Raw genomic sequence first — 25,986 nt, 5'->3', positions numbered from 1 at the left:
CGACGAGGAACTCGCCCTCGGTGTGCTGGTGCAGTCCGGAGATGATTTTGATGAGGGTGGACTTGCCTGCGCCGTTGTCGCCCAGGACGCAGGTGACCTTGCCGGGGTGGACGGTCAGGTCGACGCCGTGCAGGGCGCGGATGTTGCCGTACGACTTGCCCGCGTTGCGCAGTTCGACGAGCGGGCGGTCGCCGTCCGTGGGGGGCGTGTCCGCGAGGATGGCGCCGTGGGTGCCGGTGTTGTCGGTCGTCATGGGGGTCACCTCCGGGTCGCCGTGCGCTGGACCCACAGATTGATGAGAACGGCGCCGAGGAGCATCACGCCGAGGAAGGCCTTGAACCAGTCGGGGTTCCAGCCGGCGTAGACGATGCCCTGCTGCACCATGCCGAACATGAACGCGCCGAAGACCGGGCCGATCGCGGAACCGTAGCCGCCGGTCAGCAGACAGCCGCCGATGACGGCCGCGGCGATGTAGATCAGCTCCTGTCCGACGCCCTCACCGGACTGCACGGTGTTGAACGAGAACAGCTGGTGCATCCCGACGAACCAGGCACCGAAGCCGACCAGCATGAACAGCGAGATCTTTGTGAACGTCACCGGGACACCGACGGCCCGCGCGCTCTCCTTGTTGCCGCCGACCGCGAAGATCCAGTTGCCGTACTTGGTGCGCAGCAGCACCCAGGTGGCCAGGGCCGCGAAGACCAGCCACCACACGATGGTGATCTTCACCTGGACACCGCCGATGTCGATGGACGAGGCGAAGATGGCCTTGGCCTGGCTGAAGCCGTCCATGTCGCTGATGTCGTCGGTGGCCACGTTGCCGGTGACCAGCTTGGTCACCGCCAGGTTCACGCCTTGGAGGATCAGGAAGGTGCCCAGGGTGACCAGGAAGCTGGGCAGGCCCGTCTTGACCAGCATCCAGCCGTTGAACAGACCGACCCCGAGCGACATCACCAGGGCGAGGATCACGCCCATCCAGACGTTCAGGGTGAGCTGGTAGCTGAGCATGGCCGCGGTGAGCGCCGAGGTGATCACCGCGACACCGGCCGAGAGGTCGAACTCGCCGCCGATCATCAGCAGGGCCACGGGCAGCGCCATGATCCCGATGGTCGACGACTGGTAGAGGATGTTGGCCATCGAGCTGCTGTCGCGCACCGGCGGTGCCGCGAACAGGAAGAACACGTACACCGCGACGGCGCCCAGGAAGACGCCCACCTCGGGACGCGCCAACAGCCTGAGGACCAGGGGGCGTTGGGTCGTCCGGCCGTCGGTTGCCTTCGGGCCGGAGGCCGGCGGTGTGGTCACCGCCGGCTCGGCATGCTGGGTCATGCTCATCACCGGGTGCCCTTCGCGGCGAAGTTGGCGACGACCTCGACGTTGGACTTGTCGACGAAGGCCGGACCGGTCAGCACCGGCTGCTCGCCACCGCCCATGTAGTTGCCGTTGTTCTTGAAGAGCCACAGCGAGTCGATGGCCAAGTAGCCCTGGAGGTACGGCTGCTGGTCGACGGCGAACTCGATGGTCCCCTTGCTGATGGCTCCGGTCAGATCCTTGTTCAGGTCGAAGGTGGCGACCTTGGCCTTGCTGCCCGACTCGGACACCGCGGTCGCGGCCGTCAGCGCGATCGGTGCGCCGAGCGTGACGACGTGGTCGATGGACTTGTCCTGGGAGAGCTTGGCGGTGATCGTCGACTTCACGGACGGCATGTCGGTGCCGTTGACGTAGAGGTTCTCGATGGATCCGGAGAAGGTCTTCTTCACGCCGTCGCAGCGCTGGGTGAGGCCGATGTTGCCCTGCTCCTGGATGACACAGACGGCCTTCTTGGCACCGAGCGTGTTCAGCCGGTTGCCGAGGGCCTCGCCGGCCACCGTCTCGTCCTGGCCGAAGAACTCGAGCAGACCGAGCTTCTTCCACTCGCTCACACCGGAGTTGAGGCCGACCACGGGGATGTTGGCGGCCTTCGCCTTGCTGATGACGTCCTTGAGGGCGTCGGGCTTGGCGAGGGTGACGGCGATGCCGTCGACCTTCTGGTCGATGGCGTTCTGTATCAGGTTGGCCTGGTTGCCGGCGTTCGGGTCGGCGGAGTAGATCAGCTTGACGTTGTCCTTGGCGGCGGCGGCCTCGGCGCCCTTGCGGACGATGTCCCAGAAGGTGTCACCGGGTGACTGGTGGGTCACCAACGCCACCGTCATCTGGGGCGTGGTGGCCTTGCCCGCGGAGGCGCCGCTCCCCCCTTCCTCGGCCTTCTTGCCACCGGAGCTGCTGGAGCAGCCCGCGAGGGTCAGGGCCACCGCTGCGGCCATGGCCACGACCGGGGCGATTCTGCGGGATCGGGGGGAAGAGCTTTCCATCTTTCCTGCACCTCACTGTGCGACAGGGGAAACGACGGGGAAGGGGAGTCGTCCTGGGAGGATCCGGTGCCCCATCCTCTGAGGTCCGGCACCGTACCGCTGTTGGCACGGGATCCAATCCCCTGGGGCAGCCCCTGTCAATACTTTGTTAGGACATCATTTCACAAGCAGGTCCGAATGTAAGAACAAAGTATTGACAGCGCGGGTCACCGGGCCCTACACCTGAGGAACGATCTCTACCCCGTGCGCATGGGCGTCACCCATCACCCTAGGAGGTGCCCCGATGGCGAAGACCGGTGACCGTGCCCGTACCCGTGCCGCGTCCGGCTCCGCTCTCGACACGCTGCCTTTCGAGCTGGACCGCACCAGTCCGGTGCCGCTCTACTACCAGCTCGCCCGGCAACTGGAGGCGGCGATCGAGCACGGGGCCCTCGCCCCCGGCAACCTGCTGGGCAACGAGATCGACCTCTCGACCCGCCTCGGCCTGTCCCGCCCGACGGTCCGCCAGGCGATCCAGTCCCTGGTCGACAAGGGCCTGCTGGTGCGCCGCCGCGGAGTGGGCACGCAGGTGGTGCACAGCCAGGTGAAACGGCCGCTGGAACTGAGCAGCCTCTACGACGACCTGGAGGCGGCCGGCCAGGGGCCGACCACGCACGTCGTCCGCAACGAACGCGTCCCGGCGACCGCCGATGTCGCCGCCGCGCTCGGGATCCCGGAGGGCGCCGAGGTCACGCTTCTGGAGCGGCTGCGCTCGACGCACGGCCAGCCGGTGGCGTTCCTGTGCAACTACCTGCCCCCGGCCCTGCTGGACCTCGACACCCAGCGGCTGGAGGAGACGGGCCTGTACCGGCTGCTGCGCGCGGCGGGCGTCACGCTGCACAGCGCCCGGCAGACGATCGGCGCCCGCTCCGCCGACGCCGAGGAGGCCGCCCTGCTCGCGGAGAAGGAGGGGGCGGCCCTGCTGACCATGCAGCGCACCGCGTACGACGACACCGGGCGGCCCGTCGAGTACGGGACGCACATCTACCGTGCGTCCCGGTACGCGTTCGACTTCCAACTGCTGGTCAGACCGTAGAGGGATCTAGCGGGGGGCCATCCGCAGGGCGCCGTCCATGCGGATCGTCTCCCCGTTGAGGTAGTCGTGGTCGACGATGGCCAGGGCCAGCTTGGCGTACTCCTCGGGCAGCGCCAGGCGGCGCGGGAAGGGCACGCCGGCGGCGAGCGAGGTGCGGAACTCCTCCGACACGGTGGCCAGCATCGGCGTCTCCACGATGCCCGGGGCGATGGTGCACACGCGGATGCCGTACTGGGCGAGGTCGCGGGCCGCGGGCAGGGTCAGCCCGACGACGCCGCCCTTGGAGGAGGAGTAGGCGGCCTGGCCGATCTGGCCGTCGTAGGCGGCGATGGAGGCGGTGTTGACGATGACGCCCCGCTGGCCGTTCTCGTCGGCCTCGGTCTCGGCGATGGCCTCGGAGGCGAGCGCGAGCACGTTGAAGGTGCCGATCAGGTTGATCTGGACGACCTTGGCGTACAGACCGAGGTCGTGGACGCCCTTCTTGCCGAGGATCCGCATCGACGGGCCGATGCCGGCGCAGTTGACGACCGTGCGCAGCGGCACGCCCGCGCCCGCCGCGGTGGCGACGGCGGTGCGGACCTGCTCGGGGTCGGTGACGTCGGCGGCGACGTAGGTGACGCCGGCGACCTCGGGGGCCTGGTCGATGCCGTCCTTGAGGTCGAGGGCGAAGACCTTGGCGCCCCGCTCGGCGAGGGCCTTGGCGGTGGCCGCGCCGAGGCCGGACGCACCGCCGGTGACGAGGGCGGCGGTGTTCTCGAGCTGCATCATCACTCCTTGCCGAGAACGGTGAGCACACCGCCCTCGCTCCGGTCCAGCGCACGGGAGATGATCATGCGCTGGATCTGGTTGGTTCCTTCGAAGATCTGCATGACCTTCGCCTCGCGCATGTAGCGCTCGACGGGGAAGTCGCGCGTGTATCCGTACCCGCCGAGCACCTGCACGGCGTCCGTGGTCACCTTCATGGCGTTGTCGGTGGCCACCAGCTTGGCGATGGCCGCCTCCCGGGTGAAGGGCAGTGCGAGGTCCTTCAGACGGGCGGCGGACAGGGCGGTGGCGCGCGCCGACTCGATCGCGGCGCCCATGTCGGCGAGGACGAACGCCAGCCCCTGGTGCTCGATGATCGGCTTGCCGAAGGTCTCCCGCTCACGGGCGTACCGCACGGCGTGGTCCAGGGCGCCCTGGGCGAGGCCGGTGGCGACGGCGGCGATGCCGAGGCGGCCGCAGTCGAGGGAGGCGAGCGCGATCTTCAAGCCCTGCCCCTCCTCCCCGATCCGCCGCTCGACCGGCACCCGGACGTCGTCCAGGCGCATGGTGGCGGTCGCCGACCCGGTCAGCCCCATCTTCCGCTCCGGCGGATCGGCGCTGAGCCCCGGGGTGTCCGCCGGGATCAGGAAGCAGGAGATGCCGTGCGTGCGGTCGTCGGAGGTGCGGGCCATGACCGTGTAGAAGTCGGCGTATCCGCCGTGCGTGGTCCACGCCTTGGCACCGTTGAGGACGTACGAGTCCCCGTCGCGCACGGCGCGGGTGCGCATGGCCGCCGGGTCGGAGCCGGCGTGCGGCTCGGACAGGCAGTACGCGCCGAGGAGTTCCCCGCCGAGCATGTCCGGCAGCCACTTGAGCCGCTGCTCCTCGGTGCCGAACCGGGCCAGCGGGAAGCAGGACAGCGCGTGCACCGAGATACCCACGGCCACGCTCGACCAGACCGCGGCGACCTCCTCCAGCACCTGGAGATAGACCTCGTACGGCTGTCCCGCACCGCCGTCCTCCTCGGCGAACGGCAGCCCGAGCAGACCGCTGCGCCCGAGCGTGCGGAACACGTCCCGGGGGAACGCCCCGTCCGCCTCCGCGTCGGCGACCCGGGGTGCGAGTTCCTTGGCGGCGAGGGTGCGCGTGAGCTGGATGAGCTCGACGGCTTCCTCGGTCGGCAGGGCACGAGTGGCAGGCATGGTGACCTCCACGAGGGTGTACTGGAAGTGATACTGGAGTGCGTACGAAAGTATCATTCACAGTACGCCACCCGCGCAACGAGAGAGCCGCACCACGGAGAAAGGGGCCCGTCAGGAGGAGACGGCGTGCACGATCAGCGAGGCGAGCTGCTCGTACGCCTCCGCGTCGGTCAGCCCGGTGCGCGCCTTCAGCTCCCCCTGCTGGATCTGGCGCATGGTCGCGGCGGCGACCTCCCCGACGAACGCGGTGTGCACGTCCCGGAAGGCGCCGCCGGAGACACCCTCGGCGATCAGCTGCCGCACCCGCTCCGCGGCCATCCGCGTGTTCGCCTCGTACACCTCGCGGGCGGGCGGGAAGTCCGCCACGTCGTCGAGGAACCGGCGCGAGAGCGGGCGCAGCTGTTCGGCCACGGTGGTGAGGTACACCCGGACGCGGTCCGAGGGGTCCACCGTCTGCGCCACCCGCTTCTCGACGGCCTCCGTCGCCCCGCGGAAGTAGTGCTTGACCGCCTCGACCACCAGCCCCTGCTTGCTGCGGGCGAGCTGGTAGAGCGTGGTCTTCGAGCAGCGCAGCCGCTCGGCCAGGTCGTCGAGGGTGAGATCCGAGAACCCCTCCGCCGTGAGCAACGCGACGAGTCGTTCCAGCAGGTCGGCCTGTCGGGCGGTACGGCGGGTGGACGGCATGATCCCAGCGTAGCCTCCCTGGTTACTCCGCAGTCATCAGTGGACGGCGTCCAGCCGGGCCCGCTGGTCCTCGGTCAGCTCCAGGTCCACCGCCGCGAGGTTCTCCTCCAGTTGCGCCACCGACGACGCGCCGGCCAGCGGGACGACGGGCAGCTCCCCGCCCGACTGCCAGGCCAGTACGACCTGGTTGACGCTCGCGCCGGTCTCGCGTGCGACATCGCGCAGGACGGCGAGCCGGGCCGCCGTGCCCGGGTGGTCGTAGTCCGGCGGCAAGGGCCGGTCCTGGCGGGTGTAGGCACCCTTGAGCAGCGGCGAGTAGGCGACCAGGGTCAGACCGGGCTCCGCGCGCAGATAGCCGAGGAGTTCGGCGCCGGCGTGGCCGAGGCTGCCGTCCGGGAACAGCTCGCTGGGCACGTCGTAGCGGGGGCGCAGATGGCTGTGCTGGTACTGCAGCACCTCGTAGCCGGGCAGTCCGGCCGCGGCAGCGAGGGCGCGGGCCCGCTCCACGCGCCAGATCGCCTGGTTGCTCACCCCGAGCAGACCGACCGTGCCCTCCGCGACGAGCGCGCCGAAGGCCTCGACGGTCTCGCGCTGCGGAACCGTGTGGTCGTCGATGTGGGCGTAGAGCAGATCCAGCTTCTCGACGCCGAGCCGTTCCCGGCTGCGCTCAGCCGACTCCCGGATCACCTTCGCCGACAGGCCCTCGGCGTTGTCGGTGTAGCTGGTGCCCGGGGCGAGCGGCCGGGCGCCGAGCTTGGTGGCGAAGACGATCTCGTCGCCGATGCCCCGGCTGCGCCGCCAGCGCCCGAGCAGCTCCTCGCTCTGGCCACCCTGGCCGCCGTCCACCCAGAACGCGTAGTTGTCGGACGTGTCGACGAAGTTCCCGCCGGCCTCGACATACCGGTCGAGGATCGCGAAGGACGTCTCCTCGTCCGTCACCGACCCGAACAGCATCGCGCCGAGCGCGAGCACGCTGACCTCGCGGCGGGTGGCGGGGTCGGTCCCGATGGTGCGGTACTTCATGGTGAACCCTCCCGTTCGGCCGGCGGTCCGTCGCCGGCTCGCACCGGAGTCTTCATCTTGAAGTGCGCTTCAAGGCAAGGGGGAAACGTCCTCCGGGACGCACACCTCGGCAGACGTCCTCGCCAGGATCTCCTCGACGGTGACCCCGGGCGCGGTCTCGACCAGCACCAGTCCCCCGTCGGTGACGTCGAGGACTGCGAGGTCGGTGATGATCCGATGGACGCAGCGCTCGCCGGTGAGCGGGAGCGTGCACTCCTCGAGGATCTTCGGGGAGCCGTCCTTGGCGGTGTGTTCCATCAGGACGACGACCCGGCGGGCGCCGTGGACGAGGTCCATGGCGCCACCCATGCCCTTGACCATCTTGCCCGGGATCATCCAGTTGGCCAGGTCGCCGTTCTGGGAGACCTGCATGGCGCCGAGGACGGCCGTGTCGATGTGGCCGCCGCGGATCATGCCGAAGGACAGGGCCGAGTCGAAGAAGGAGGCTCCGGGCAGGACGGTGACGGTTTCCTTGCCGGCGTTGATCAGGTCGGGGTCGACCTCGTCCTCGGTCGGGTAGGGGCCGGTGCCCAGGATGCCGTTCTCGGAGTGGAGCACGACGTGCACACCGGGCGGGAGGTGGCCGGGGATCAGCGTGGGCAGTCCGATGCCGAGGTTGACGTAGGAGCCGTCGGTGAGTTCGGCGGCGGCGCGGGCGGCCATCTGGTCGCGGGTCCAGGACATCAGCGTCGTACCGTCCCTCGTGTCGAAGACGCGGAAATCGAAAGGTGCTCGATCTGCTTGTCGGCCGCCTGCTCAGGGGTGAGAGCCACGACGCGCTGGACGAAGACACCGGGCAGGTGGACGTCGTCAGGGGCCAGTTCACCGGGTTCGACGAGTTCTTCGACCTCGGCGATCGTGATACGGCCGGCCATGGCCGCGAGGGGGTTGAAGTTGGCGGCGGCGCGGCGGAAGACCAGGTTGCCGTGGCGGTCGCCGCGCCAGGCCCGTACGAGGGCGAAGTCGGTGGTGATGCCGTGCTCCAGGACGTGCGGGCGGCCGGCGAACTCGCGGGTCTCCTTGGGCGGGGAGGCGACGGCGACCGACCCGTCGGGTGCGTGACGCCAGGGCAGGCCGCCCTGCGCGACCTGGGTGCCGACGCCTGCGGGGGTGTAGAAGGCGGGGATGCCCGCCCCTCCGGCGCGCAGGCGTTCGGCGAGGGTGCCCTGAGGGGTGAGTTCCACCTCCAGTTCACCACTGAGGTACTGGCGGGCGAACTCCTTGTTCTCGCCCACGTAGCTGCCCGTGACGCGGGCGATGCGGTCGTCGGCCAGCAGCACGCCCAGTCCGCGCCCGTCCACACCGCAGTTGTTCGACACGACCTCCAGGCCGGTCGCGCCCTGGGCGTGCAGGGCCCGGATGAGCACGTCGGGGATGCCGCTGAGGCCGAAGCCGCCGACGGCCAGGGACGCCCCGTCGGGGATGTCGGCGACCGCCTCGGCAGCGCTCGCCCGGACCTTGTCCATGAGATGAAGGGCCTTTCTGTTCCTGCGGGTTCAGTCGTTGCGGCGCAGGGCGTCCGAGATCGGCTTGGCGCCGCCGTGTGCGGTGAGGCCGCCGTCGACCGGGATCTCGGCTCCGGTGATGAAGGACGCGTCGTCGGAGAGGAGGAAGGTGACGAGCGGGGTGATCTCGTCGACGGTTCCGGTGCGGCCGAGCGGTGTCCCGCGGACGTTCGCCTCGCGGAACGCGGGCGCCGCGGAGGCGGTCATCTCCGTCTCGATGAAGCCGGGGTGGACGGTGTTCACGCGGATGCCACGGGGCCCCAGTTCCATGGCGGCGGTCCTCGACAGGCCGCGCAGCGCCCACTTGCTGGTGGTGTAGGCGACCGGGTAGTGGGCGGTCAGCGCCGCCGACGAACCGACGTTCACGATCGACGCTCCCGGGTGCATCAGCGGCACCAGGTGCTGGATGCCCAGGAGCGGCCCGGTGACGTTGACGGCGTGGACCCGGGCCAGGTCCTCGGGGCGTACGTCGTCGAGGCGGGCGCGCCAGGTGATGCCCGCGTTGTTGACCAGACCGTGCACCTGCCCGTACGCCTCGCGGAGTTCGGCGGCCAGCTGGGCCCAGTCCTTCTCGCTGGTGACGTCGAGGCGGCGGCAGCCGGGCGCCTCCGTCACGTCGGTGGCGATCACTCGGGCGCCCTCGCGGGTCAGTGCCTCGGCCTCCGCGGCGCCCTGGCCGCGGGCGGCGCCCGTGACCACGACGACCTTGCCGAGGAGCCTCTTGGCGGGGATGCCGGTCACGGCCGCTCCCGCGGGCGGCGCCGGGCGGCCGGCAGGGGCACCGGCTCCGGTCCGGGCACGACGGTGTTGGAGACCGTGCCGATGCCCTCCACCGTGAGCGTGACCGTGTCGCCGGGCTTAAGCGGCGGCGGGTCCTGCCTGCCTCGTACACCCCACAGCTCCGCCAGGCAGCCGCCGTTGCCGCAGGTGCCCGAGCCGAGGACGTCGCCGGGGCGGACGACGGTGCCGCGTGAGGCGTAGGCGACCATCTCCTCGAAGGTCCAGCTCATGTGGGACAGCAGGTCCTTGCCGACCACCTCGCCGTTGATCTGCGCCGTCAGCGCCAGGCGCAGGAAGCCGTCGGCGTCGCGGTACCGCTCCAGTTCGTCGGCGGTGACGAGGTACGGGCCGAGGGTGGTGGCGGTGTCCTTGCCCTTGCACGGGCCGAGGCCCACCCTCATCTCGGCGGACTGCAGGTCGCGGGCGGACCAGTCGTTGAGGACGGTGTAGCCGACGATGTGGTCGCGGGCCTGCTCGGGGGTGAGGTCGCGGCCCTCCTTCCCGATCACGGCGGCGACCTCGAGTTCGAAGTCGAGCACGCGCGACCCCGGCGGCACGGGAACGTCGTCGTAGGGGCCGTACACGGCGTAGGGGTTGGTGAAGTAGAACGTCGGGGCCTCGTACCACTGCTCGGGCACACCGGCGGCCCCGTCCACGGACCGCCGTACGCCCTCGACGTGTTCCTCGAAGGTGACGAAGTCCCGGACGGTCGGCGGCTCCAGCGGCGGCAGCAGGCGTACGTCCGACAGGGGGACGGCCGCACCCACGGGGCGGGCCCCGACGGCGTCGAGTGGTGAGGTGCCCTCCGGCAGGGCCCGTACGACGGTGTCCTCCACGACACCGCAGTGGCGGCGCCCCTCGTGCAGATAGGTGGCGATACGCATGGCGGGCGCCCTCACACCGGCGGGGCGACGAACACGCCGCGGTCGACGTCGTTGAACGACTCCTTGGCGACCAGTTCGTTCATCGGGTTCGCGGTGCCCCACTGGTCGGTGACCTCGGGCTGCGAGAAGTCGTAGACGTGGGGGTGCCAGGTGTCCTCGTCCAGTTCCTCCAGCTCGGTGGTGTACTCGACGGTGTTGCCGTGCGGGTCCAGGAAGTACGTGAAGGTGTTGTCGCCCGCCATGTGCCGGCCCGGGCCCCAGACCTTGCGGACGCCGGCCCGCATCACACGGCCCGAGCCGCGCATGTACTCGTCCAGGCCGCGCATCTCGAAGGAGACGTGGTGCAGGGAGGTGTGCGGGCCCTGGGCGATGGCCATGGAGTGGTGCTGGTTGCTGATCCGCATGAAGTGCATGACCTCGCCCATGTGCGGCGAGCTGAGGGTGTCGGAGAGGCGGAAGCCGAGGTGGCGCTCGTACCACTCCCGGGTCCTGTTCAGGTCCGGGGAGTTGAGCACCACGTGCGACAGCCGGACCGGGATCGCCTCCTTCTCCTCGATCCTGCGGTGCTGCCGCGCTTCCACGTCGGCCGAGACCTCGATGGTGCGGCCGTCGACGTCGAAGAAACGGAAGCCGTAGCCGCCTCCGGGGGTGTCGAGCTTCCCCGGCCGGGAGATCAGCCGCACGTCCTGAGCGAGGAGCCGGTCGGCCAGGGTGTCGACGTCGGCCGGGCTGCCCGCCCCGTAGGAGACCAGGTCGAGGCGCTTCTCGTCGGCCTTGCGCAGGCGTACGACGTACTGTTCGGGGCTGCCCTCGGCGGCGAGGAAGGAGATGCCGGAGTCCTCGGCGACCCGGGTCAGGCCCCAGACACCGGCGTAGAAGTCGAGCTGCTTGTCGTAGTCGGGCACGGCGAGGTCGACGTGCCGGAGGTGGGTGAGCAGGCGCATGGTGTCAGTCCTTCCGGAGGAGGGCGGCGGCGTTGCCGCCTCGTACGGCGTGGAAGTCGGCATCGGGCAGGTCCGCGGCGCGCAGCGCGTCCAGCGGGTCCTCGGTGCCCATGTCGAAGGGGAAGTCGGAGCCGAGCAGCACGCGGTCGCTGCCGGCGGCGCCGATCAGGGCGCGCAGTACGGCGGGGTCGTGGACGAGGGAGTCGAAGTACAGCCGCTTCAGGTAGCTGCTCGGTTCCCGGGAGCAGCCCCGGGCGTCGGGGCGGACCCGCCAGGCGTGGTCGGAGCGGCCGATGTGGGTGGGCAGGTAGCCACCGCCGTGCGCGGCGATCACCGTCAGCCCGGGGTGCCGGTCCAGCACCCCGGAGAAGATCAGGTGGGAGAGCGCGACGGCGTTCTCGGTGGGCTGGCCGACGGTGTTCGCCAGGTACCACTGGTCCAGGCGCTCGTCGAGCGTGCAGCCGAACGGGTGCAGGAAGACCAGGGCGCCGGTCTCCTCGGCGCGTGCCCAGAAGCGGGCGAGCCGCGGGTCGGAGAGCTCCACCTCCCGTGTCCCGCCCGGCCCCGGCGCGTGCGAGGAGATCTCCACGCCCCTGAGCCCCTGCTCCAGTGCGTGGTCGAGCGACTCGACCGCGAGGTCGGGGTGCTGGAGGGGGGCCAGGCCGAGACCGTGCAGCCGGTCGGGGGCCTTGGCGCAGTGTGCGGCGGTGCCCTCGTTGGCCAACTGGCAGACCCGCTCGGCCAGTCGGGGCTCGGCCCAGTAGTGGTAGTGGCCCGGCGAGGGACTCACCAGCTGCACGTCCACGCCGGCCGCGTCCATGGCCGCCAGGCGCACGGCGGCGTCCGTCAGCTTCGGCACCCGGGCGCCCACCATGGGACCGTTCACCGCGAGGGCGGCCGGCCCGTTGCGGCGGGTGTCGAGAGCCTGGGCCTCGGCAAGGCCGGGGTGCCCGGCGACGGCCTCCTCGACCTCCGGGAGCAGGAGGTGGGCGTGGACGTCGATCGTCGGTGTCGACGTCGACAGGGGTTCGGTCACGGGAGTTCCTTCAGTGCGTTCATGGTGCGGCCGATCAGCCCGGCCATGTCCGCGTCGCGCACGCCGTCCAGCTGCCACTGGCCGATCTGCACGGACGCCTCGACGACTCTGCGCACCCGGGGGATGCGGCGGTCGTGGTAGGCCTGGAGCAGCTCGTCGTCCCAGTCCCGGCCGCTGGTGAGCAACTCGGCGAGCACGGAGGCGTCCTCCAGGGACATGGCCGCGCCCTGGGCGATGGTGGGCGGGCAGCAGTGGGCGGCGTCGCCGATGAGCACGACCCGGCCCCGGTGCCAGGAACCCTCGACCAGCAGGCGGTCGAACCAGGTGTAGTTGACCTTCTTCGGGTCGGTGATGTGCTCGGTGATCTCCGGCCAGACCCCGCCGTAGGCCTGCGCCAGGCGGCGCATCTCGTCGGCGTGGGCGGCCGGGTCGATGGAGGCGCGGTCGCGGCAGGCCTCGACGACGTAGGCGTAGAGGGTGTTCTCGCTGGTGGGGCAGTAACCGGCGATGTAGGCGGGGCCTCCGTAGGCGAGGTCGGTGCGCGTCACGCTCTCGGGCCGTGGGGCGGCGATGCGCCAGATGGCCATGCCGGTGGGTTCGGGTTTGTCGGTGACGCCGATCGCGGCGCGCGTGGCGGAGTTGAGGCCGTCGGCGGCGATCACCAGGTCGTAGCGGCCCTCACTGCCGTCGCTGAAGCGCACCGAGACGCCGTCGGCGTCCTGCTCCAGCGCCGTGGCGGTGATGCCGAGGCGGACGCCGGCGCCGGAGGCGCGGACCGCGTCGATGAGGATCTGCTGCAGCTGGGGGCGCTGGATGCCGAGGGTGGCGGGCAGGTCCTCCCCGCCGGTCTGGATGTCCTCGGCGACGAACAGGACGGTGCCGTCGGGGGCGGTCACGCCCAGCGAGCCGAAGGGGTATCCGGAGGCTTCCACCTGTTCCCACACACCCAGTTCGCGCAGGACCCGCAGGGCGTTGCCCTGGAGGGTGATGCCGGAGCCGGTGGTGGCGTTCCAGTCGGGCTTGGCCTCGATCAGGTCGACGTCGATGCCGGCGCGGCGCAGCAGGATGGTGACGGCGTTGCCGGAGGCGCCCCCGCCGATGACGAGGACGGTGGGGGTCCCCCCGGCCGGAGGCTGGGGGAGGGTGGGGCGGTCAGCCATGTCGGGATACCTCCCGGTGTCGGGCCGCGCGGCTTCGGGCGGCAGGGGTGCGGCTCTCGCCCGCGGGGAGCGCGGGCCAGGGGTGGGAAACGGGGTGCGGGGCCGGATGCGCCGCTGCTGTCCGGGGAAGGGCGCATCCGGCGGCTGAGCGGGCTACTTGACGGCGATGGGGTTCAGGGGGGAGCCGACGGCGCCGGTGATGGGGAGGGGAGCAGCGGTGAGCCAGAACGCGTACACGCCGTCCGCCGCGCAGTCCGCGGCGAGGGAGTCGAGGTCCCACATCTCGCCGATGAGCAGGCCCATGTGGGGGATGACGACCTGGTGCAGCGGTTGGAAGGCGTGGTCGAACTCGTTGGGCCGGACCTCGAAGCCCCAGGTGTCGGTGGCGATCGCGGCGATCTCGGTACCGTGCAGCCAGCCGGCGGCGGTGAACGACAGGCCGGGCGCGGGGCCGCCCGCGTAGTCGCCCCAGCCGTCCCGCCGGGCGCGGGCGAGCTGCCCGGTGCGGACGAGGACGAGGTCGCCGCGGCCGACGGTCACCCCGTGGGCCTCGGCGGTCGCGGTCAGGTGCTCCTCGGTGATCGCGAAGCCGTCGGGCAACTCGCCGTCGGTGCCGACGACCCGTCCCACGTCGAGGAGCACGCCGCGTCCCGCGACGTACGGCGCCATGTGCTCGATGCCGGTGACGAGGTCGCCGTCGGAGGTGACGACCTTCTCGGCGTCGCGCCCGTTCCATGCCTTGCCGTGGTCGAAGATGTGCCCGAGCCCGTCCCACTGGGTGGAGCACTGCAACGGCATCGCGATCACGTCGTCCGCGCCGCCGATGCCGTGCGGGAAGCCCTGGTTGCCGAGGGCGGCGTCGGTGCCCGTGTCGAGCATGGTGTGGACCGGGTTGGTGCGCCGGCGCCAGCCCTTCTGCGGGCCGTTCATGTCGAAGGACTGCGACAGCGAGAAGCTGGCGCCGCGTCGGACGAGCGCGGCACCCTCGCGCCGCTTGGCCTCGTCGAGGAAGTTCAGGGTGCCGAGCACGTCGTCCGCGCCCCAGCGCCCCCAGTTCGAGTACGCCTTGGCGGCCTCGGCGATCGCGCCCTCGGGGTCGTGGCGGTTCACGAGACTTCCCCGACGCATCGGGTGCGCTGCACGCCCAGCCCGGTGATGGACCCCTCCATGACGTCGCCGTCGCGCAGCAGCCGCCCCCAGTGCATACCGTTTCCGGCCGGGCTGCCCGTCAGCACCAGGTCACCAGGGAGGAGCCGAGCCGTCTGCGAGATGTACGACACCATCCGCGCCACCCCGAAGATCATGTCCTTGGTGGACTCGTCCTGCATGGTCTCGCCGTTCAGTTTCAGCGTGACGCGCAGGTCACCGGGGTCGCCGATCGACTCGGCGGGCACGATCCAGGGGCCGAGCGGGGTGAAGCCGGGCGCGTTCTTGCTGCGCAGCCAGTCGGTGCCGATGGCCGGCATGTCCCGGCGGAAGACGGTCGCCCGGTCGGTCAGATCGTTGGCGATCGTGTAGCCGGCGACGTGGTCGAGCGCCTCCTCGACGGAGACCCGGTGGGCGGGCCTGGCGATCACGGCCGCCAACTCCAGCTCCCAGTCGGGCTGCTTCGCCCAGGAAGGGAGGACGACGACGTCGTACGGGCCGGTGATGGCGCTCGGGAGGCCGAGGAACACGTAGGGCAGGTCCTCGGCCGCACGCCGGTCCATGATCTCCGCGATCTCGGCGCGTGCCTCCTCGACCGTGCGGGGGTCGTCGGGGGCGCGGTGGGCGACCTCCAGGTCGATCACGTGCTGCCGGTAGTTGGCACCGGACTGGAAGACCTGGCGCGGCTCGACAGGGGCGTGGACGCGCAGTTCGTCCGCCGGGCGCCACTCCAGGGCGTCCTCGTTCGCGAGGGTGTGCAGGACGGGCAGGGCCTCCTCCCACCGCTCCAGCACGCCGCGCATCCCGGACGGCGCCCAGGCCAGGGCCCTGCCGAGGTCCAGCACCCGGCCCTTGGCCAGCAGTCCGGGGAACGGCTCCCCGTCCGGAAGCGAGAACGTGCCGAGCGCGAACGGGCCGGCAGGTTGCGCGAGTGTTGCCATGAGATGTCCTCCCGCTGGGTTGCGGTCTACTCTGACCTCGATCGACGAATCACGGAAATCAATCCTTTGGATGCGCTACATCCATGCGGTGGATACCTCTCGGCCGGCAAGGCGGTGCCCGTTGAACCTCTCCCGACTGGACCTCAACCTCGTCGTGGCCCTGCGCGCGCTGCTGGAGGAGCGCAACGTCACCCGGGCCGGCGAGCGCATCGGACTGAGCCAGCCCGCGATGAGCGCGGCACTGTCCCGGCTGCGCCGCCATTTCGACGACGCGCTGCTCGTGCGGACCGGCAACGCCTACGAGCTGACCCCGCTCGGCGTGGCCCTGCGCGACCGCAGCGCCACCGCGTGCGACCTGCTGGAACGAGTCTTCTCCAGCCAGGCCGACTTCGACCCGGCCGCCGAGACCCGCGAGTTCACCCTGCTCGCCTCGGACTACGCCGCGGCCGTCTTCGGCACCGCGCTCGCCCGCGCCGTGCACGAGGAGGCCCCCGGCATCCGGCTCGACTTCCAGCACCCGCCGCCCTCCGTCGTGGAGAACGCCGCCGCCCTGCTGAGCACCGCCGACGGACTGCTGATGCCGCACGGCGTCATCGACGGCTTCCCCGCCGTCGACCTCTACCAGGACCGCTGGCTCTGCATGATCGCCGACGACCACCCCGAGGTCGGCGACGCACTCACCCTCGACCAGCTGGCCCGGCTGCCCTGGGCCGTCTACCAGCGCCCCTATGACGCGCCGGCGGCCCGCCAGCTCAGCATGCTCGGCATCAGCCCCCGGGTGGAGGTCTCCGTCCAGACCTTCCAGCTGCTCCCCCACATGATCGAGGGCACACGCCGGATCGCGATGATCCAGGAACGCCTGGCCCGCAGGGCGGTCCGCGCCGCCGCGGTTCGCGTCCTGCCCTGCCCGTTCGAAGCCGTACCGGTGCAGGCGGCGCTGTGGTGGCACCCCGTGCACGCCCAGGACGCGGCCCACATCTGGCTGCGGCAGAAAGCGGCGGAGGTGGGAGCGGCGCTGATGGGCCGGGGCCAGGACGAGACCGTACCCGCCGTACAGGGCGCAGGGCCGACGCCGGATCGGGACTGATCCCGGCCCTGCGGCGCGCGGGACGGGGCCGGTGCACCGTCGTCCGGTGCTCCCCGGCCCCTCGGCTTCCGCGGCCTCGGGCCAACTGCTCGCCTCAGGCCAACTGCTCCGGCAGCGGCCGGGGATCCGCGGCGCCCGCGCGGCGGCGTGCTCCCCACAGCCCCGCCGCGACGAGGGCGGCGGCGAGCCCCAGTACACCCACCGCACCGGCCAGACTGCCGACCGCCGGCTCCACGGCGAGCAGCACCAGCGGGCAGACGAACTCACCGCCGAAGAAGGCCGCCGTCCACAGCCCCGTGCCCCGGCCGCGGTCCTCGAACGCCAGCCGGGACATGGCGCTGGTGAGGAGGGCGGGCAGCAGCATGCCCGTGCCCAGGCAGTTGATCACCGCTCCCACGACCAGCAGCGGGGCGTTGCCCGCGAGGAACATCACTCCGAAACCGGCCGCACAGAGCGCGAGGACCGCGGGCAGCATCGGGTCCGGGGAGCGCTTCAGCCGGGCGAAGGTGATCGCTCCGCCCACGGTGGCGGCGCTCGCGACCGCGGTGGCCAGCCCGATCACACCGGAGTTCTCCACCCCGAGATCGTCCAGCAGGTACGCCATCTCCACCGGCACGGTGTAGAAGACCATCGCCCCGAAGAACGTGAGGGCGCAGATGCCCGCCAACCGCCGCCAGGGGAACGGGCGGCGCGCGGCCGGGACGGCCCCGGTGGCCGCGTGCACCACCGGCTTGGGCAGGGCGGCGGCCATCAGCGGGGCGAGCACCAGGCTCACGGCGTAGACCCAGAACGGCACGCGCCAGCCCGCCGACCCGGCGACGCCGCCGAGCACGAAGAAGACGGTGGCCGACGCGGAGGCGCACATCGTCTGCAGGGCGAGGTACTTCACCCGCTGCTGACCGGTGTAGTAGTCGCCGATCAGGGTGGTGCAGCAGGTCATGATGGCGGCCTCGGTGACACCGACCAGAACGCGGCTGGCGATGATCGCGCCCAGGGAGTCCAGCCAGAGCGGCGCCGTGCCGAACACGGCGTACAGGACGGTCGCCACGACCAGCAGGCGCTTGCGGCCCAGCCGGTCGACGATCACCCCGGCGAACGGGGCCAGCAGCGCCAGCGCCAGGGCGGGCACGGTCAGCGCGAGGGGAACCAGTGCCTTGGCGCCCGGGCTGGACGCGAAGTGGTCCTGCATCTTCGGCAGCACCGGGGCGATCAGCACCGCCCCCAGGATCGGCAGACAGCTGCCCGCCATCAGCAGGGTCACCCGCAGCAGGTGGGCCGGGCCCGACACGTCGACGGGTGACGGAGCGGTGTCATCGACCGCGGCGGGAGGCGGCGGGGGCACGGAACCGGGCATGGCGACTCCAGGGGACGAGTAAGGGAGCGGGCATGCCTCACGGGCGCCGACGGCGCACGGCATGCGGGGGAGGGCCGCACGCCGGCGGCGGATCCGGACAGCGGTGTGCGGGTAGCGACGACTATGGGCTGCCGGGGCGCCCGTCACCATCCCCTGCGCGATCGGAATCCCGTATCCGGCTCATCCACGCCATGGATGGGACGGGCCACGGTCACCGATCGCGGGTCGCCTCTCCCGAGCGGCGGAATCCGGTTCACGCGAAGAAGGGCCCCCACAGGCTCTCGCCTGCGAAGACCCTTCGCACCGTCGGGACGACAGGATTTGAACCTGCGACCCCTTGACCCCCAGTCAAGTGCGCTACCAAGCTGCGCCACGTCCCGGTGCGCTTCCCGCGGAATCCCGCGTGATCGCGCGAACAGCACTTTACCCCACACCGGGCGGTGCGCCGAAGGGGGCACCGGCGCGGGACAATCGCCGTATGGGCAGCACAGGAGGCAGCAGCGCAGGCCGGCCCGTCGGCACACGGGACCGGGACGGCGAGGGGCGGGCGCGCAACGCCCGGCCGCGGGACGGGCTCGGACGGCCGCTGCCGTACGGCGCGGCAGGGGTGGAGCGGCAGCCGGAGGGGATCGTCCGGACGCCCGAGGAGTCCGTCGCCGAGGCGCAGGCCCTGCTGGACGCGGGGAAGCCGTTCCACGCGCACGAGGTCTTCGAGGACGCCTGGAAGTCGGGCCCGGAGTCCGAGCGCACGCTGTGGCGCGGGCTCGCGCAGCTCGCGGTGGGTCTCACGCACGTGGCCCGGGGGAACGTCACGGGCGGGCCGCGGCTGCTGCGGCGCGGCGCCGGGGCCGTGCAGGAGTGGGCGGCGGGCGGTGGGCAGTGGCGTCCGTACGGGATGGATCTCGCGGGGCTGGCCGACTGGGCGCGGGAGCTGGCGGAGGACGTGGAGCGGACCGGCGCGGTGGTGGACGCGCGGGCGTCGGCACCGCGACTGCGCTGACACCCGGCGACCGCGGCGGCACCGCGACCGCGCTGACACCCGGCGGCTGCGTCGGCACCCGGCCCGGTCACTGTCAGTGGCGTACGGCAGACTCGGGGTCGTGCGAAAGATTCATGTCATCGGCATCGGTGCGGGCGACCCCGACCATCTGACCCTGCAGGCCGTCAAGGCGCTGCGGAGCACGGACGTGTTCTTCGTCCTGGACAAGGGCGAGGTGAAGAGCGACCTCACGCGGCTGCGCCGGGACATGCTGGAAGCGCACATACCGGAGGGGACGTACCGGGTCGTGGAGGCCCGCGATCCCGAGCGGGACCGCGGCGCGGGCGGCGCGGCCTACTCCCCCGCCGTCGGCGACTGGCGCAGCGCCCGGGCGGGGATCTACGAGCGGCTGATCGCCGAGGAGCTCGGCGAGGACGAGAGCGGCGCCTTCCTGGTGTGGGGTGACCCGGCGCTGTACGACAGCACGCTGGGGATCCTGGAGGAGGTGCTGGCGCGGGGCGCGGTGGCGTTCGAGTACGAGGTCGTGCCGGGGATCAGCAGTGTCTCGGCGCTCGTCGCCCGGCACCGGACGGGACTGAACAGGGTGGCCCGGCCGGTGCAGATCACCACCGGACGGCGGCTCACCGAGGGGTTCCCCGAGGGCGTGGACGACGTGGTCGTGATGCTGGACGCCCATCAGACCTTCCGGCGGTACGCGGAGGAGGACGTCCACATCTACTGGGGTGCCTACATAGGCACCCCGGACGAGATCCTCGTCTCCGGGCCGCTCGCCGAGGCCGGCCCCCGTATCGAGCGGCTGCGGGCCGAGGCGCGGGAGCGCAAGGGCTGGATCATGGACACCTATCTGCTGCGCCGCAACCCCGAGGACGCGTAGGCGGTCGTACACCACCCGGGCGGACCGCTCCCGCACCCAGGGCCGGTCCGCCGCCGGCGCTCACGGCCGGCCGAACCCCAGCCGCTCCAGCACCCCCGCGACGTCCGGCACCACCGCCACCCCCGCCGGCAGCGGTGGCCGTCGTACGACCACGACCGGCAGCCCGAGGTCCCGCGCGGCCGTCAGCTTGGCGGCCGTCGCCGCTCCCCCGCTGTCCTTCGTCACGACCACGTCGACGCGGTGCTCCCGCAGCAGCGCCAGCTCGTCGGCGACGGTGAACGGGCCGCGGGCCAGGAGGAGTTCGACGTCCGGGGGCATCGGCGGCTCGGGGGGCTCCACCGACCGTACGACGAAGTGGAGTCCGGCCAGGTGCGCGAAGGCCGCCAGGCCCAGGCGTCCCGTGGTCAGGAAGACGCGCCTGCCCACGCCGGGCAGCAGTTCCGCCGCCGCCTCCAGGGAGGCGACCGGGTGCCAGCGGTCGCCGGGGCCGGGCCGCCAGCCCGGTCGGCGCAGGACCAGCAGCGGGCGGCCGGTGGCGGCCGCGGCCCGGGCCGCGTTCGCGGTGATGCCGGTGGCGAAGGGGTGGGTGGCGTCGACGACGGCGTCCACCCGCTGCTCCCGCAGCCACGCGGCCAGGCCCTCGGCCCCGCCGAAGCCACCGATCCGTACGTCCCCTTCGAGCGCCCCCGGCCGGGAGACACGCCCGGCCAGCGACGAGGTCACCCGGACCCCGGGCCGGGTCGCCAGGACGGCGGCCAGTTCCCGGGCCTCGGTGGTGCCGCCGAGGAGGAGGACGTGCGCGGCCACGCCGGTGCGCGGCATCCGCCGTGCGGCAGCCGTCCCCTGCCCCGTCCCGTCCGTCACGCCGGTCAGTCTAGGAAGTTCCCATGGGCAGTCTAGGAAGTTCCCACGGACCGGGCCGGGCCGGACCCGCTCCGGCCGGAACGGGCGGCGGACCGTGCGGCCGACCCCTTGCATGTTCTATGCCATAGAGCATAATCACTCACCGGTGGGAACAGGCGCTGTCCGAGGGGCCTGCGGACCGACGTCGGAGAGGCACCCCGTGAGCCCGCGCAGGAGCGACAGCCGTGAGCGGATGGTGGCCAGTGCCGCCGCGCTGCTGGGCGAGCACGGGGCAGCCGGTGTGAGCATCGACCGTGTGCTCGCGCACAGCGGCGCCCCGCGCGGCTCCGTGTACCACCACTTCCCGGGCGGTCGCACGCAGCTGATCGACGAGGCGGTCGTGTTCGCCGGGGACTTCGTCGCCGGCCTGATCGAGACCGCCGTGCGGGCTCCCGACCCGCTCGACGCGATCGACGCGTTCTTCACGGTGTGGCGGGAGCGGCTCGTGCGCAGCGACTTCCGGGCCGGCTGCCCGGTCGTGGCGGTCGCCGTGGAGACCGACGACGAGGCCGGGGAGCCCGCGCGCTCGGCGGCCGCGGCCTTCACCCGCTGGCAGGACGGGCTCGCCGCCCTGCTGCTGCGCCACGGGCTGCCCCAGGAGCGCAGCCGGCGGCTGGCCTCGTTCGTCGTCGCCGCGGTCGAGGGCGCGGTGGTCCTGTGCCGGGCCGAGCAGAGCACGGCCCCGCTCGACGCGGCCGCCGCGGAGATCCACGACCTGCTGGACCACGCGCTGCGGTCCTCATCCGGTCCCCAGTCCTGAAGGCCCCGCCCCGTGTGAAGGAGTCGCCATGCCCACGCTCGACCGGCAGGACACCGTGTTCGTCCTCGACCTCGGGGCCGACGAGAACCGCTTCCACCCCGACTGGCTCGAGGCCGTCGGCGCCGCCCTGGACGAGGTGGAGAAGGCCGAGGGGCCGCGCGCCCTGGTGACCGCGGCCACGGGGAAGTTCTGGTCCAACGGCCTCGACCTGGACTGGCTGTTGGCGCACGCCGACCAGCAGGTCGACTACGTCGTCTCGGTCCACGAACTGTTCGCGCGGCTGCTGTCCCTGCCGGTGGTGACCGTGGCCGCCCTGCAGGGGCACACCTTCGCGGCGGGCGCCATGTTCTCGCTGGCCCACGACTTCCGGGTGATGCGGTCCGACCGCGGCTTCTGGTGCCTGCCCGAGGCCGACCTCGGCATCCCGTTCGCCCCGGGCATGTCCGCCCTCATCCAGGCCAGGCTGGACCCGCAGGCCGCCACCGAGGCGATGATCACCGCACAGCGCTACGGCGGACACGACGCGCTGTCCGCCGGGATCGTCGACCACGCGGTCGACGAGGACGCCGTACGCCCGACCGCCCTCGAGATCGCCGAGCGGCAGGCCGGGAAGGCCGGCGACACCCTGCGCACGATCAAGTCCCGTATGTACGCGCCGGTCCTGGCCGCGCTGCGGGACACGGCGAACCCGCTGGGCGACTGACGTCCCGCACACCAGGCCCCTCCTGCAGACCCCTGCCCCAGGGGCCGCTTCGAAAGGAACCCGCTTGAGCACCACCGACCTCACCTCCCTGTCCGGCCTCGACCTCCTGCGGCTCGTCAAGGCCGGGCGCCTGAGCGACGTGCCGTCCATCGGGCGGCTGCTCGGGATGCGCTTCGACGAGGTGGAGCACGGCCGCGTGGTGGTCTCGCTCGACACCCGCCCCGACTTCGCCAACCCCCTCGGCACCGTGCACGGCGGCATCGCCGCCACCCTGCTCGACTCGGCCCTGGGCTGCGCGGTCCACACCACCCTCCCCGCGGGCACCGGCTACACCACGCTGGAACTGAAGGTGAACTACATACGGGCGGCCAGTACCGACGGGCAGACCCTCACCGCCGAAGGCACCGTGATCCACGCGGGCCGCCGCACCGCCACCGCCGACGGCAAGGTCCTCGACGAGCAGGGCAGGCTCATCGCGCACGCGACCACGACCTGCATGATCCTTCCGGCGGGCGGCTGACCCCGGCGTTATCGTCCCCCTATGGACGCGGAACGGGTGGACGGTGTGCGGGCCCTCCTGATCGACGTCGACGGAGTGCTCACCGTCTCCTGGAAACCGCTCCCGGGCACGGTGGAGGCGCTGCGGGCGGTCCGGGAGGCCGGGCTCGGCGTCGCCCTGGTCACCAACACGACCTCACGCACCCGGGCCTCCATCGCGCGGATTCTCGCGGACGCAGGGTTCCCGGTGGCCGCCGACGACATCCTCACGGCTCCCGCCGTCACCGCCGCGCACCTCGCCGAGCAGTATCCCGAGGCGCGCTGCGCGCTGCTGAACAGCGGTGACGTCCGGGAGGACCTCACCGGGGTCACGCTGGTCGACAAGGACAGCGAGAACGCCGACGACGTCGACGTGGTCGTCCTCGGCGGGGCCGGCCCCGAGTTCGGGTACGCGGCGCTGGACCGGGCCTTCGGGCACCTCCAGCGGGGCGCGCGGCTGGTGGCGATGCACCGGAACCTGTACTGGCGTACCGAGGACGGGCTGCGGCTCGACTCCGGCGCGTTCGTGACGGGGCTCGAGGCGGCCGCGCGGGTGGAGGCGGAGGTGACCGGGAAGCCGTCGCCCGCCTTCTTCGCCGCCGCACTCGGGCACCTGGGGGTGGCCGCGGAGGAGGCGCTGATGGTGGGCGACGACGTCGAGTCGGACGTGCTGGCGGCACAGCGGGCGGGGATCACGGGCGTGCTGGTCAGGACCGGCAAGTTCCTGCCGGAGACGCTCGAGGCGGCCGACGGCACGCCGGACCGGGTCGTCGACTCGTTCGCGGATGTGCCCGCGCTGCTGGGCCTGGCGCAGTAGCAGCTGGCCTGGCGCAGAAGCAGCTGGCCTGGCGCAGAAGCAGTTGGGCCTAGCGCAGCAGCAGCTGAAGCCCGCCCACCACCGTGGCCGCGATCACCAGTCGCTCGAACAGTCGCTGGTTGATGCGGTCCACCGCCCACCTGCCGAGCAGCGCCCCGGGGACGACGAACAGCGCCAGCGCGGCGTCCAGGAGCAGCGAGGGCCCGTTGATCAGGCCGAGGCCTACGCTGAACGGAACCTTGGAGACGTTGACGATCAGGAAGAAGAAGGCGGAGGTGCCGAGGAAGCCGAGTTTGCGGAAGCCCGCGGACAGCAGGTACATCGACATCACCGGGCCGCCCGCGTTGGCGACCATCGTGGTGAAGCCGCCGAGGACCCCGTAGGAACGGGCCTTCAGGCGGCCGGCCCGGGTGACCACGGCATCGGGGTCCTCGGCGACTTCCGCGGTGCGGCGCCGCCACACCGTGACCGCGGCCATCAGCAGCAGGATCGCGCCGATCGAGGTGCCGACGGCCGCGTCGTCGGCCCACACCAGGAACAGCGTGCCGACGACCACACCGGCCGCGACCGCCGGGAACAGCCGCCACAGCGTGGGCCAGTGGGCGTGCCGCCGGTAGGTGCGGACGGCGAGGACGTCCCCCGCGATCAGGAGCGGCAGCAGTACGCCCGTGGAGGCGCGAGGGGGCAGAACCGCGGCGAAGATCGCCAGGCTCACCGTGTTGGCCCCGCTCACGGCCGTCTTGGAGAAGCCGACCAGCAGGGCGGCGAAGGCGAGGGCGGCGAACTCCCAGCCGGTGAGGTGCGTCATCGTGTTCATGCGGGTTCTGATGCTATGCGCAGCTGACGGGGCCTTGTAAGGAGCGTCTCGACTGGTGGCTCCCTGCACCATGCTGGTGCGGCCGCCGACTGGGGGCTGCCGCCCCCAGGCCCCCGCTTCGGCCCTGAACGGGCCTCGTCCTCAAACGCCGGACGGGCTGATTGTGCCTGGCCTCGCCCACAAGGCACCCGAACCGGCTGATTTCGCCGGCCCTCGCTCACAAGGTGTCCGGAGCGGCGACTTCGCCGGCCCTCGCCGACAGGGCGCCCGGACCGGTGTTCAGGTGCGGTCAGTGCCGCTCCACCAGCATCGCGCTCCCCTGCCCCACCCCCACACACATCGTCGCCAGTCCCCGCTCCGCCCCCGTTCTGCGCATCCGGTGCAGCAACGTGGTCAGGATGCGCGCGCCCGAGCAGCCCAGCGGATGCCCGAGGGCGATCGCCCCGCCGCTGGGGTTGACCAGGTCGGGATCGATGCCCAGCTGGTCCACGCACGCCAGTGCCTGCGCGGCGAACGCCTCGTTGAACTCGGCCTCCCGGAGGTCGGCGACGCTCCAGCCGGCGCGGGTCAGCGCCTTGCGGGTCGCGGGGACCGGGCCGATGCCCATCACGTCGGGGTGGACCCCGGCCGAGGCGCCGGCGACATAGCGGCCCAGGGACTCGAGCCCCAGCTCGTTCAGGGCCTCCTCACTGACCAGGAGGAGGCCCGCGGCGCCGTCGTTCATCGGGGAGGCGTTGCCCGCGGTGACCGTGCCGCCGGGCCGGAAGACGGGCCGGAGCCCCGCGAGCTTCTCGTACGAGGTGTCCTCGCGGATGCCCTCGTCGGCGTCGACGACCACACCGTCGGGCCGTGGGACCGGCAGGAGTTCGTCGTCGAAGTGGCCGTTCTTGCGGGCCAGGTCGGCGCGTTGATGGCTGCGCAGGGCGAACTCGTCCTGGCGTTCGCGGGAGATGCCGTACCGCTCGGCGACCTCCTCGGCGGTCTCGCCCATGGAGAGCAGACCGTGGAGGTCCTTCATCGCCGGGTTGACCAGACGCCAGCCGAGGCGGGTGTCGACGGTCTCGACGCGGTGCGGGAGAGCCTCGTCGGGGCGGGCCAGGACGAAGGGGGCGCGGCTCATCGACTCGGAGCCGCCCGCGAGCACGATGTCGGCCTCACCGGCGGCGATGGTGCGGGCGGCGGCGGTGACCGCCTCCAGGCCGGAGGCGCACAGGCGGTTCACCGTGGCGCCGGGCACGGTCTCGGGGAGGCCGGCGAGCAGGGCGGCCATGCGGGCGACGTTGCGGTTGTCCTCGCCTGCCTGGTTGGCGGCGCCCCAGTAGACGTCGTCGATCCGGGCCGGGTCGAGGGCGGGTACGTCGGCGACGAGGGCGCGGATCACCGTGGCGGCGAGATCGTCGGGGCGCACGGTGGACAGGGCGCCGCGCAGCTTTCCGATGGGGGTGCGGCGGGCGGCCGCGAAGTGGACGGGACGCACGACAGGACTCCTGACCGACGACGCTGTGGATCGGGGTGTTGCTCGAGCGGGCTACCGGACCACCCGGCTGTCGGGCTGCTTTGACCGGGGCAGTTAATTAGCACTGCTAGTTTCGGACTATAGACCGCCGTCCGGCCCCCTGG

At 71.9% G+C, this 25,986-nt stretch carries 28 protein-coding genes and 1 tRNA gene; 8 read left to right on the top strand and 21 right to left on the bottom strand.

The features are described from left to right. The 3 genes from IE263_RS06505 to IE263_RS06495 form a co-directional block, all read right to left on the bottom strand. Nucleotides 1–253, bottom strand: a 253-nt coding sequence (locus tag IE263_RS06505; RefSeq protein ID WP_189933118.1) for an ATP-binding cassette domain-containing protein, incomplete at its 3' end; no start/stop codon positions are given. Between the two features lie 5 nt (nt 254–258). Then, nucleotides 259–1,335, bottom strand: coding sequence for an ABC transporter permease (locus IE263_RS06500; protein WP_189933116.1), 1,077 nt, complete (start codon nt 1,333–1,335; stop codon nt 259–261). Beyond that, nucleotides 1,335–2,351, bottom strand: a complete 1,017-nt coding sequence (locus IE263_RS06495; RefSeq protein WP_189933114.1) for a sugar ABC transporter substrate-binding protein — start codon at nt 2,349–2,351, stop codon at nt 1,335–1,337. The genes IE263_RS06500 and IE263_RS06495 overlap by 1 nt, the downstream gene beginning before the upstream one ends. A gap of 283 nt (nt 2,352–2,634) precedes the next feature. Here IE263_RS06495 and IE263_RS06490 point away from each other — a divergent pair, with 283 nt between their 5' ends. Next, complete coding sequence (locus IE263_RS06490; protein ID WP_229910813.1) at nt 2,635–3,426, top strand: GntR family transcriptional regulator; 792 nt, start codon at nt 2,635–2,637, stop codon at nt 3,424–3,426. A 6-nt stretch (nt 3,427–3,432) separates the two neighbouring features. Here the strand turns inward: IE263_RS06490 and IE263_RS06485 are convergent, their stop codons facing one another. The 13 genes from IE263_RS06485 to IE263_RS06425 form a co-directional block, all read right to left on the bottom strand. Further along, nucleotides 3,433–4,191, bottom strand: coding sequence for an SDR family NAD(P)-dependent oxidoreductase (locus IE263_RS06485; protein WP_189933230.1), 759 nt, complete (start codon nt 4,189–4,191; stop codon nt 3,433–3,435). 2 nt (nt 4,192–4,193) lie between these two features. Next, nucleotides 4,194–5,372 carry an acyl-CoA dehydrogenase family protein gene (locus IE263_RS06480; RefSeq protein WP_189933112.1) on the bottom strand — a complete coding sequence of 393 codons (1,179 nt, stop codon included), beginning with the start codon at nt 5,370–5,372 and terminating at the stop codon, nt 4,194–4,196. A gap of 111 nt (nt 5,373–5,483) precedes the next feature. After that, entirely contained in the window at nt 5,484–6,056 is a 573-nt protein-coding gene (locus IE263_RS06475) for a TetR/AcrR family transcriptional regulator (RefSeq protein ID WP_189933110.1), read from the bottom strand. Between the two features lie 36 nt (nt 6,057–6,092). Beyond that, on the bottom strand, nt 6,093–7,079 hold the full coding sequence (locus tag IE263_RS06470) for an aldo/keto reductase (RefSeq protein ID WP_189933108.1): 987 nt from the start codon (nt 7,077–7,079) through the stop codon (nt 6,093–6,095). Nucleotides 7,080–7,148: 69 nt separating this feature from the next. After that, nucleotides 7,149–7,802, bottom strand: coding sequence for a CoA transferase subunit B (locus IE263_RS06465; protein ID WP_189933106.1), 654 nt, complete (start codon nt 7,800–7,802; stop codon nt 7,149–7,151). Beyond that, on the bottom strand, nt 7,802–8,584 hold the full coding sequence (locus IE263_RS06460; protein ID WP_189933104.1) for a CoA transferase subunit A: 783 nt from the start codon (nt 8,582–8,584) through the stop codon (nt 7,802–7,804). Before IE263_RS06460 ends, IE263_RS06465 begins: the two co-directional genes overlap by 1 nt. Nucleotides 8,585–8,614: 30 nt before the next feature. Next, the gene (locus IE263_RS06455; protein WP_373311884.1) at nt 8,615–9,355 is read right to left on the bottom strand and encodes an SDR family NAD(P)-dependent oxidoreductase; all 741 of its coding nucleotides are present in this window, start codon (nt 9,353–9,355) and stop codon (nt 8,615–8,617) included. Nucleotides 9,356–9,360: 5 nt separating this feature from the next. Then, nucleotides 9,361–10,287 (bottom strand): fumarylacetoacetate hydrolase family protein, encoded by a 927-nt coding sequence (locus tag IE263_RS06450; protein WP_189933100.1) that lies wholly within the window; start codon nt 10,285–10,287, stop codon nt 9,361–9,363. Nucleotides 10,288–10,298: 11 nt separating this feature from the next. Continuing rightward, nucleotides 10,299–11,231: a VOC family protein gene (locus IE263_RS06445; RefSeq protein WP_189933098.1), complete on the bottom strand. Its 933-nt coding sequence runs from the start codon at nt 11,229–11,231 to the stop codon at nt 10,299–10,301. Nucleotides 11,232–11,235: 4 nt separating this feature from the next. Continuing rightward, the gene (locus tag IE263_RS06440) at nt 11,236–12,267 is read right to left on the bottom strand and encodes an amidohydrolase family protein (protein ID WP_229910812.1); all 1,032 of its coding nucleotides are present in this window, start codon (nt 12,265–12,267) and stop codon (nt 11,236–11,238) included. Continuing rightward, nucleotides 12,264–13,427 carry an FAD-dependent oxidoreductase gene (locus tag IE263_RS06435; protein WP_189933095.1) on the bottom strand — a complete coding sequence of 388 codons (1,164 nt, stop codon included), beginning with the start codon at nt 13,425–13,427 and terminating at the stop codon, nt 12,264–12,266. Before IE263_RS06435 ends, IE263_RS06440 begins: the two co-directional genes overlap by 4 nt. Nucleotides 13,428–13,580: 153 nt before the next feature. Further along, nucleotides 13,581–14,555 carry a cyclase family protein gene (locus IE263_RS06430; RefSeq protein ID WP_189933093.1) on the bottom strand — a complete coding sequence of 325 codons (975 nt, stop codon included), beginning with the start codon at nt 14,553–14,555 and terminating at the stop codon, nt 13,581–13,583. Continuing rightward, a complete protein-coding gene (locus IE263_RS06425; protein ID WP_189933091.1) occupies nt 14,534–15,514 on the bottom strand; it encodes a fumarylacetoacetate hydrolase family protein in 981 nt (326 codons plus the stop codon). Before IE263_RS06425 ends, IE263_RS06430 begins: the two co-directional genes overlap by 22 nt. 121 nt (nt 15,515–15,635) lie before the next feature. On the opposite strand from IE263_RS06425, the gene IE263_RS06420 reads away from it, so the two are divergent. Beyond that, nucleotides 15,636–16,601 carry a LysR family transcriptional regulator gene (locus IE263_RS06420; protein WP_189933089.1) on the top strand — a complete coding sequence of 322 codons (966 nt, stop codon included), beginning with the start codon at nt 15,636–15,638 and terminating at the stop codon, nt 16,599–16,601. Between the two features lie 94 nt (nt 16,602–16,695). Here IE263_RS06420 and IE263_RS06415 read toward each other — a convergent pair whose 3' ends face one another. Both IE263_RS06415 and IE263_RS06410 read right to left on the bottom strand, forming a co-directional pair. Beyond that, nucleotides 16,696–17,955: an MFS transporter gene (locus IE263_RS06415; RefSeq protein WP_189933088.1), complete on the bottom strand. Its 1,260-nt coding sequence runs from the start codon at nt 17,953–17,955 to the stop codon at nt 16,696–16,698. A 306-nt stretch (nt 17,956–18,261) separates the two neighbouring features. Next, nucleotides 18,262–18,335: transfer RNA gene (locus tag IE263_RS06410), tRNA-Pro, on the bottom strand. Between the two features lie 98 nt (nt 18,336–18,433). Between IE263_RS06410 and IE263_RS06405 the strand changes: the two genes are divergently transcribed. Both IE263_RS06405 and cobF read left to right on the top strand, forming a co-directional pair. Then, on the top strand, nt 18,434–18,955 hold the full coding sequence (locus IE263_RS06405; RefSeq protein ID WP_189933086.1) for a DUF309 domain-containing protein: 522 nt from the start codon (nt 18,434–18,436) through the stop codon (nt 18,953–18,955). A 100-nt stretch (nt 18,956–19,055) separates the two neighbouring features. Then, nucleotides 19,056–19,829 (top strand): precorrin-6A synthase (deacetylating), encoded by a 774-nt coding sequence (cobF, locus tag IE263_RS06400; RefSeq protein ID WP_189933083.1) that lies wholly within the window; start codon nt 19,056–19,058, stop codon nt 19,827–19,829. Nucleotides 19,830–19,889: 60 nt separating this feature from the next. On the opposite strand, the gene IE263_RS06395 is transcribed toward cobF, so the two are convergent. Then, on the bottom strand, nt 19,890–20,636 hold the full coding sequence (locus IE263_RS06395; RefSeq protein WP_189933226.1) for a cobalt-precorrin-6A reductase: 747 nt from the start codon (nt 20,634–20,636) through the stop codon (nt 19,890–19,892). 256 nt (nt 20,637–20,892) lie between these two features. On the opposite strand from IE263_RS06395, the gene IE263_RS06390 reads away from it, so the two are divergent. From IE263_RS06390 to IE263_RS06375, 4 genes are all read left to right on the top strand, one after another. Then, a complete protein-coding gene (locus IE263_RS06390; RefSeq protein ID WP_229910811.1) occupies nt 20,893–21,492 on the top strand; it encodes a TetR/AcrR family transcriptional regulator in 600 nt (199 codons plus the stop codon). A gap of 28 nt (nt 21,493–21,520) precedes the next feature. Beyond that, nucleotides 21,521–22,195, top strand: coding sequence for an enoyl-CoA hydratase-related protein (locus IE263_RS06385; protein WP_189933081.1), 675 nt, complete (start codon nt 21,521–21,523; stop codon nt 22,193–22,195). Between the two features lie 64 nt (nt 22,196–22,259). Further along, the gene (locus IE263_RS06380; RefSeq protein ID WP_189933079.1) at nt 22,260–22,715 is read left to right on the top strand and encodes a PaaI family thioesterase; all 456 of its coding nucleotides are present in this window, start codon (nt 22,260–22,262) and stop codon (nt 22,713–22,715) included. 21 nt (nt 22,716–22,736) lie between these two features. Then, nucleotides 22,737–23,549 (top strand): HAD-IIA family hydrolase, encoded by an 813-nt coding sequence (locus IE263_RS06375; RefSeq protein ID WP_373311876.1) that lies wholly within the window; start codon nt 22,737–22,739, stop codon nt 23,547–23,549. Between the two features lie 49 nt (nt 23,550–23,598). Here IE263_RS06375 and IE263_RS06370 read toward each other — a convergent pair whose 3' ends face one another. Both IE263_RS06370 and IE263_RS06365 read right to left on the bottom strand, forming a co-directional pair. After that, complete coding sequence (locus IE263_RS06370; RefSeq protein ID WP_189933077.1) at nt 23,599–24,366, bottom strand: sulfite exporter TauE/SafE family protein; 768 nt, start codon at nt 24,364–24,366, stop codon at nt 23,599–23,601. Between the two features lie 289 nt (nt 24,367–24,655). Further along, on the bottom strand, nt 24,656–25,843 hold the full coding sequence (locus tag IE263_RS06365; protein WP_189933075.1) for a thiolase family protein: 1,188 nt from the start codon (nt 25,841–25,843) through the stop codon (nt 24,656–24,658). Nucleotides 25,844–25,986 lie beyond the last annotated feature (143 nt).

Source organism: Streptomyces aurantiogriseus, assembly GCF_014649375.1.
GTDB classification, from domain to species: Bacteria; Actinomycetota; Actinomycetes; order Streptomycetales; family Streptomycetaceae; genus Streptomyces; species Streptomyces aurantiogriseus.
This window is presented reverse-complemented; position numbering and strand designations above follow the sequence as displayed.

What these genes read in the sequence shown, in the direction of transcription:
- IE263_RS06500 (WP_189933116.1), bottom strand. Translation starts at nt 1,335, where the DNA reads ATGAGCATGACCCAGCATGCCGAGCCGGCGGTGACCACACCGCCGGCC.
- IE263_RS06495 (WP_189933114.1), bottom strand. Translation starts at nt 2,351, where the DNA reads ATGGAAAGCTCTTCCCCCCGATCCCGCAGAATCGCCCCGGTCGTGGCC.
- IE263_RS06490 (WP_229910813.1), top strand. Translation starts at nt 2,635, where the DNA reads ATGGCGAAGACCGGTGACCGTGCCCGTACCCGTGCCGCGTCCGGCTCC.
- IE263_RS06485 (WP_189933230.1), bottom strand. Translation starts at nt 4,191, where the DNA reads ATGCAGCTCGAGAACACCGCCGCCCTCGTCACCGGCGGTGCGTCCGGC.
- IE263_RS06480 (WP_189933112.1), bottom strand. Translation starts at nt 5,372, where the DNA reads ATGCCTGCCACTCGTGCCCTGCCGACCGAGGAAGCCGTCGAGCTCATC.
- IE263_RS06475 (WP_189933110.1), bottom strand. Translation starts at nt 6,056, where the DNA reads ATGCCGTCCACCCGCCGTACCGCCCGACAGGCCGACCTGCTGGAACGA.
- IE263_RS06470 (WP_189933108.1), bottom strand. Translation starts at nt 7,079, where the DNA reads ATGAAGTACCGCACCATCGGGACCGACCCCGCCACCCGCCGCGAGGTC.
- IE263_RS06465 (WP_189933106.1), bottom strand. Translation starts at nt 7,802, where the DNA reads ATGTCCTGGACCCGCGACCAGATGGCCGCCCGCGCCGCCGCCGAACTC.
- IE263_RS06460 (WP_189933104.1), bottom strand. Translation starts at nt 8,584, where the DNA reads ATGGACAAGGTCCGGGCGAGCGCTGCCGAGGCGGTCGCCGACATCCCC.
- IE263_RS06450 (WP_189933100.1), bottom strand. Translation starts at nt 10,287, where the DNA reads ATGCGTATCGCCACCTATCTGCACGAGGGGCGCCGCCACTGCGGTGTC.
- IE263_RS06445 (WP_189933098.1), bottom strand. Translation starts at nt 11,231, where the DNA reads ATGCGCCTGCTCACCCACCTCCGGCACGTCGACCTCGCCGTGCCCGAC.
- IE263_RS06435 (WP_189933095.1), bottom strand. Translation starts at nt 13,427, where the DNA reads ATGGCTGACCGCCCCACCCTCCCCCAGCCTCCGGCCGGGGGGACCCCC.
- IE263_RS06430 (WP_189933093.1), bottom strand. Translation starts at nt 14,555, where the DNA reads ATGCGTCGGGGAAGTCTCGTGAACCGCCACGACCCCGAGGGCGCGATC.
- IE263_RS06425 (WP_189933091.1), bottom strand. Translation starts at nt 15,514, where the DNA reads ATGGCAACACTCGCGCAACCTGCCGGCCCGTTCGCGCTCGGCACGTTC.
- IE263_RS06415 (WP_189933088.1), bottom strand. Translation starts at nt 17,955, where the DNA reads ATGCCCGGTTCCGTGCCCCCGCCGCCTCCCGCCGCGGTCGATGACACC.
- IE263_RS06405 (WP_189933086.1), top strand. Translation starts at nt 18,434, where the DNA reads ATGGGCAGCACAGGAGGCAGCAGCGCAGGCCGGCCCGTCGGCACACGG.
- IE263_RS06385 (WP_189933081.1), top strand. Translation starts at nt 21,521, where the DNA reads ATGCCCACGCTCGACCGGCAGGACACCGTGTTCGTCCTCGACCTCGGG.
- IE263_RS06375 (WP_373311876.1), top strand. Translation starts at nt 22,737, where the DNA reads ATGGACGCGGAACGGGTGGACGGTGTGCGGGCCCTCCTGATCGACGTC.
- IE263_RS06370 (WP_189933077.1), bottom strand. Translation starts at nt 24,366, where the DNA reads ATGAACACGATGACGCACCTCACCGGCTGGGAGTTCGCCGCCCTCGCC.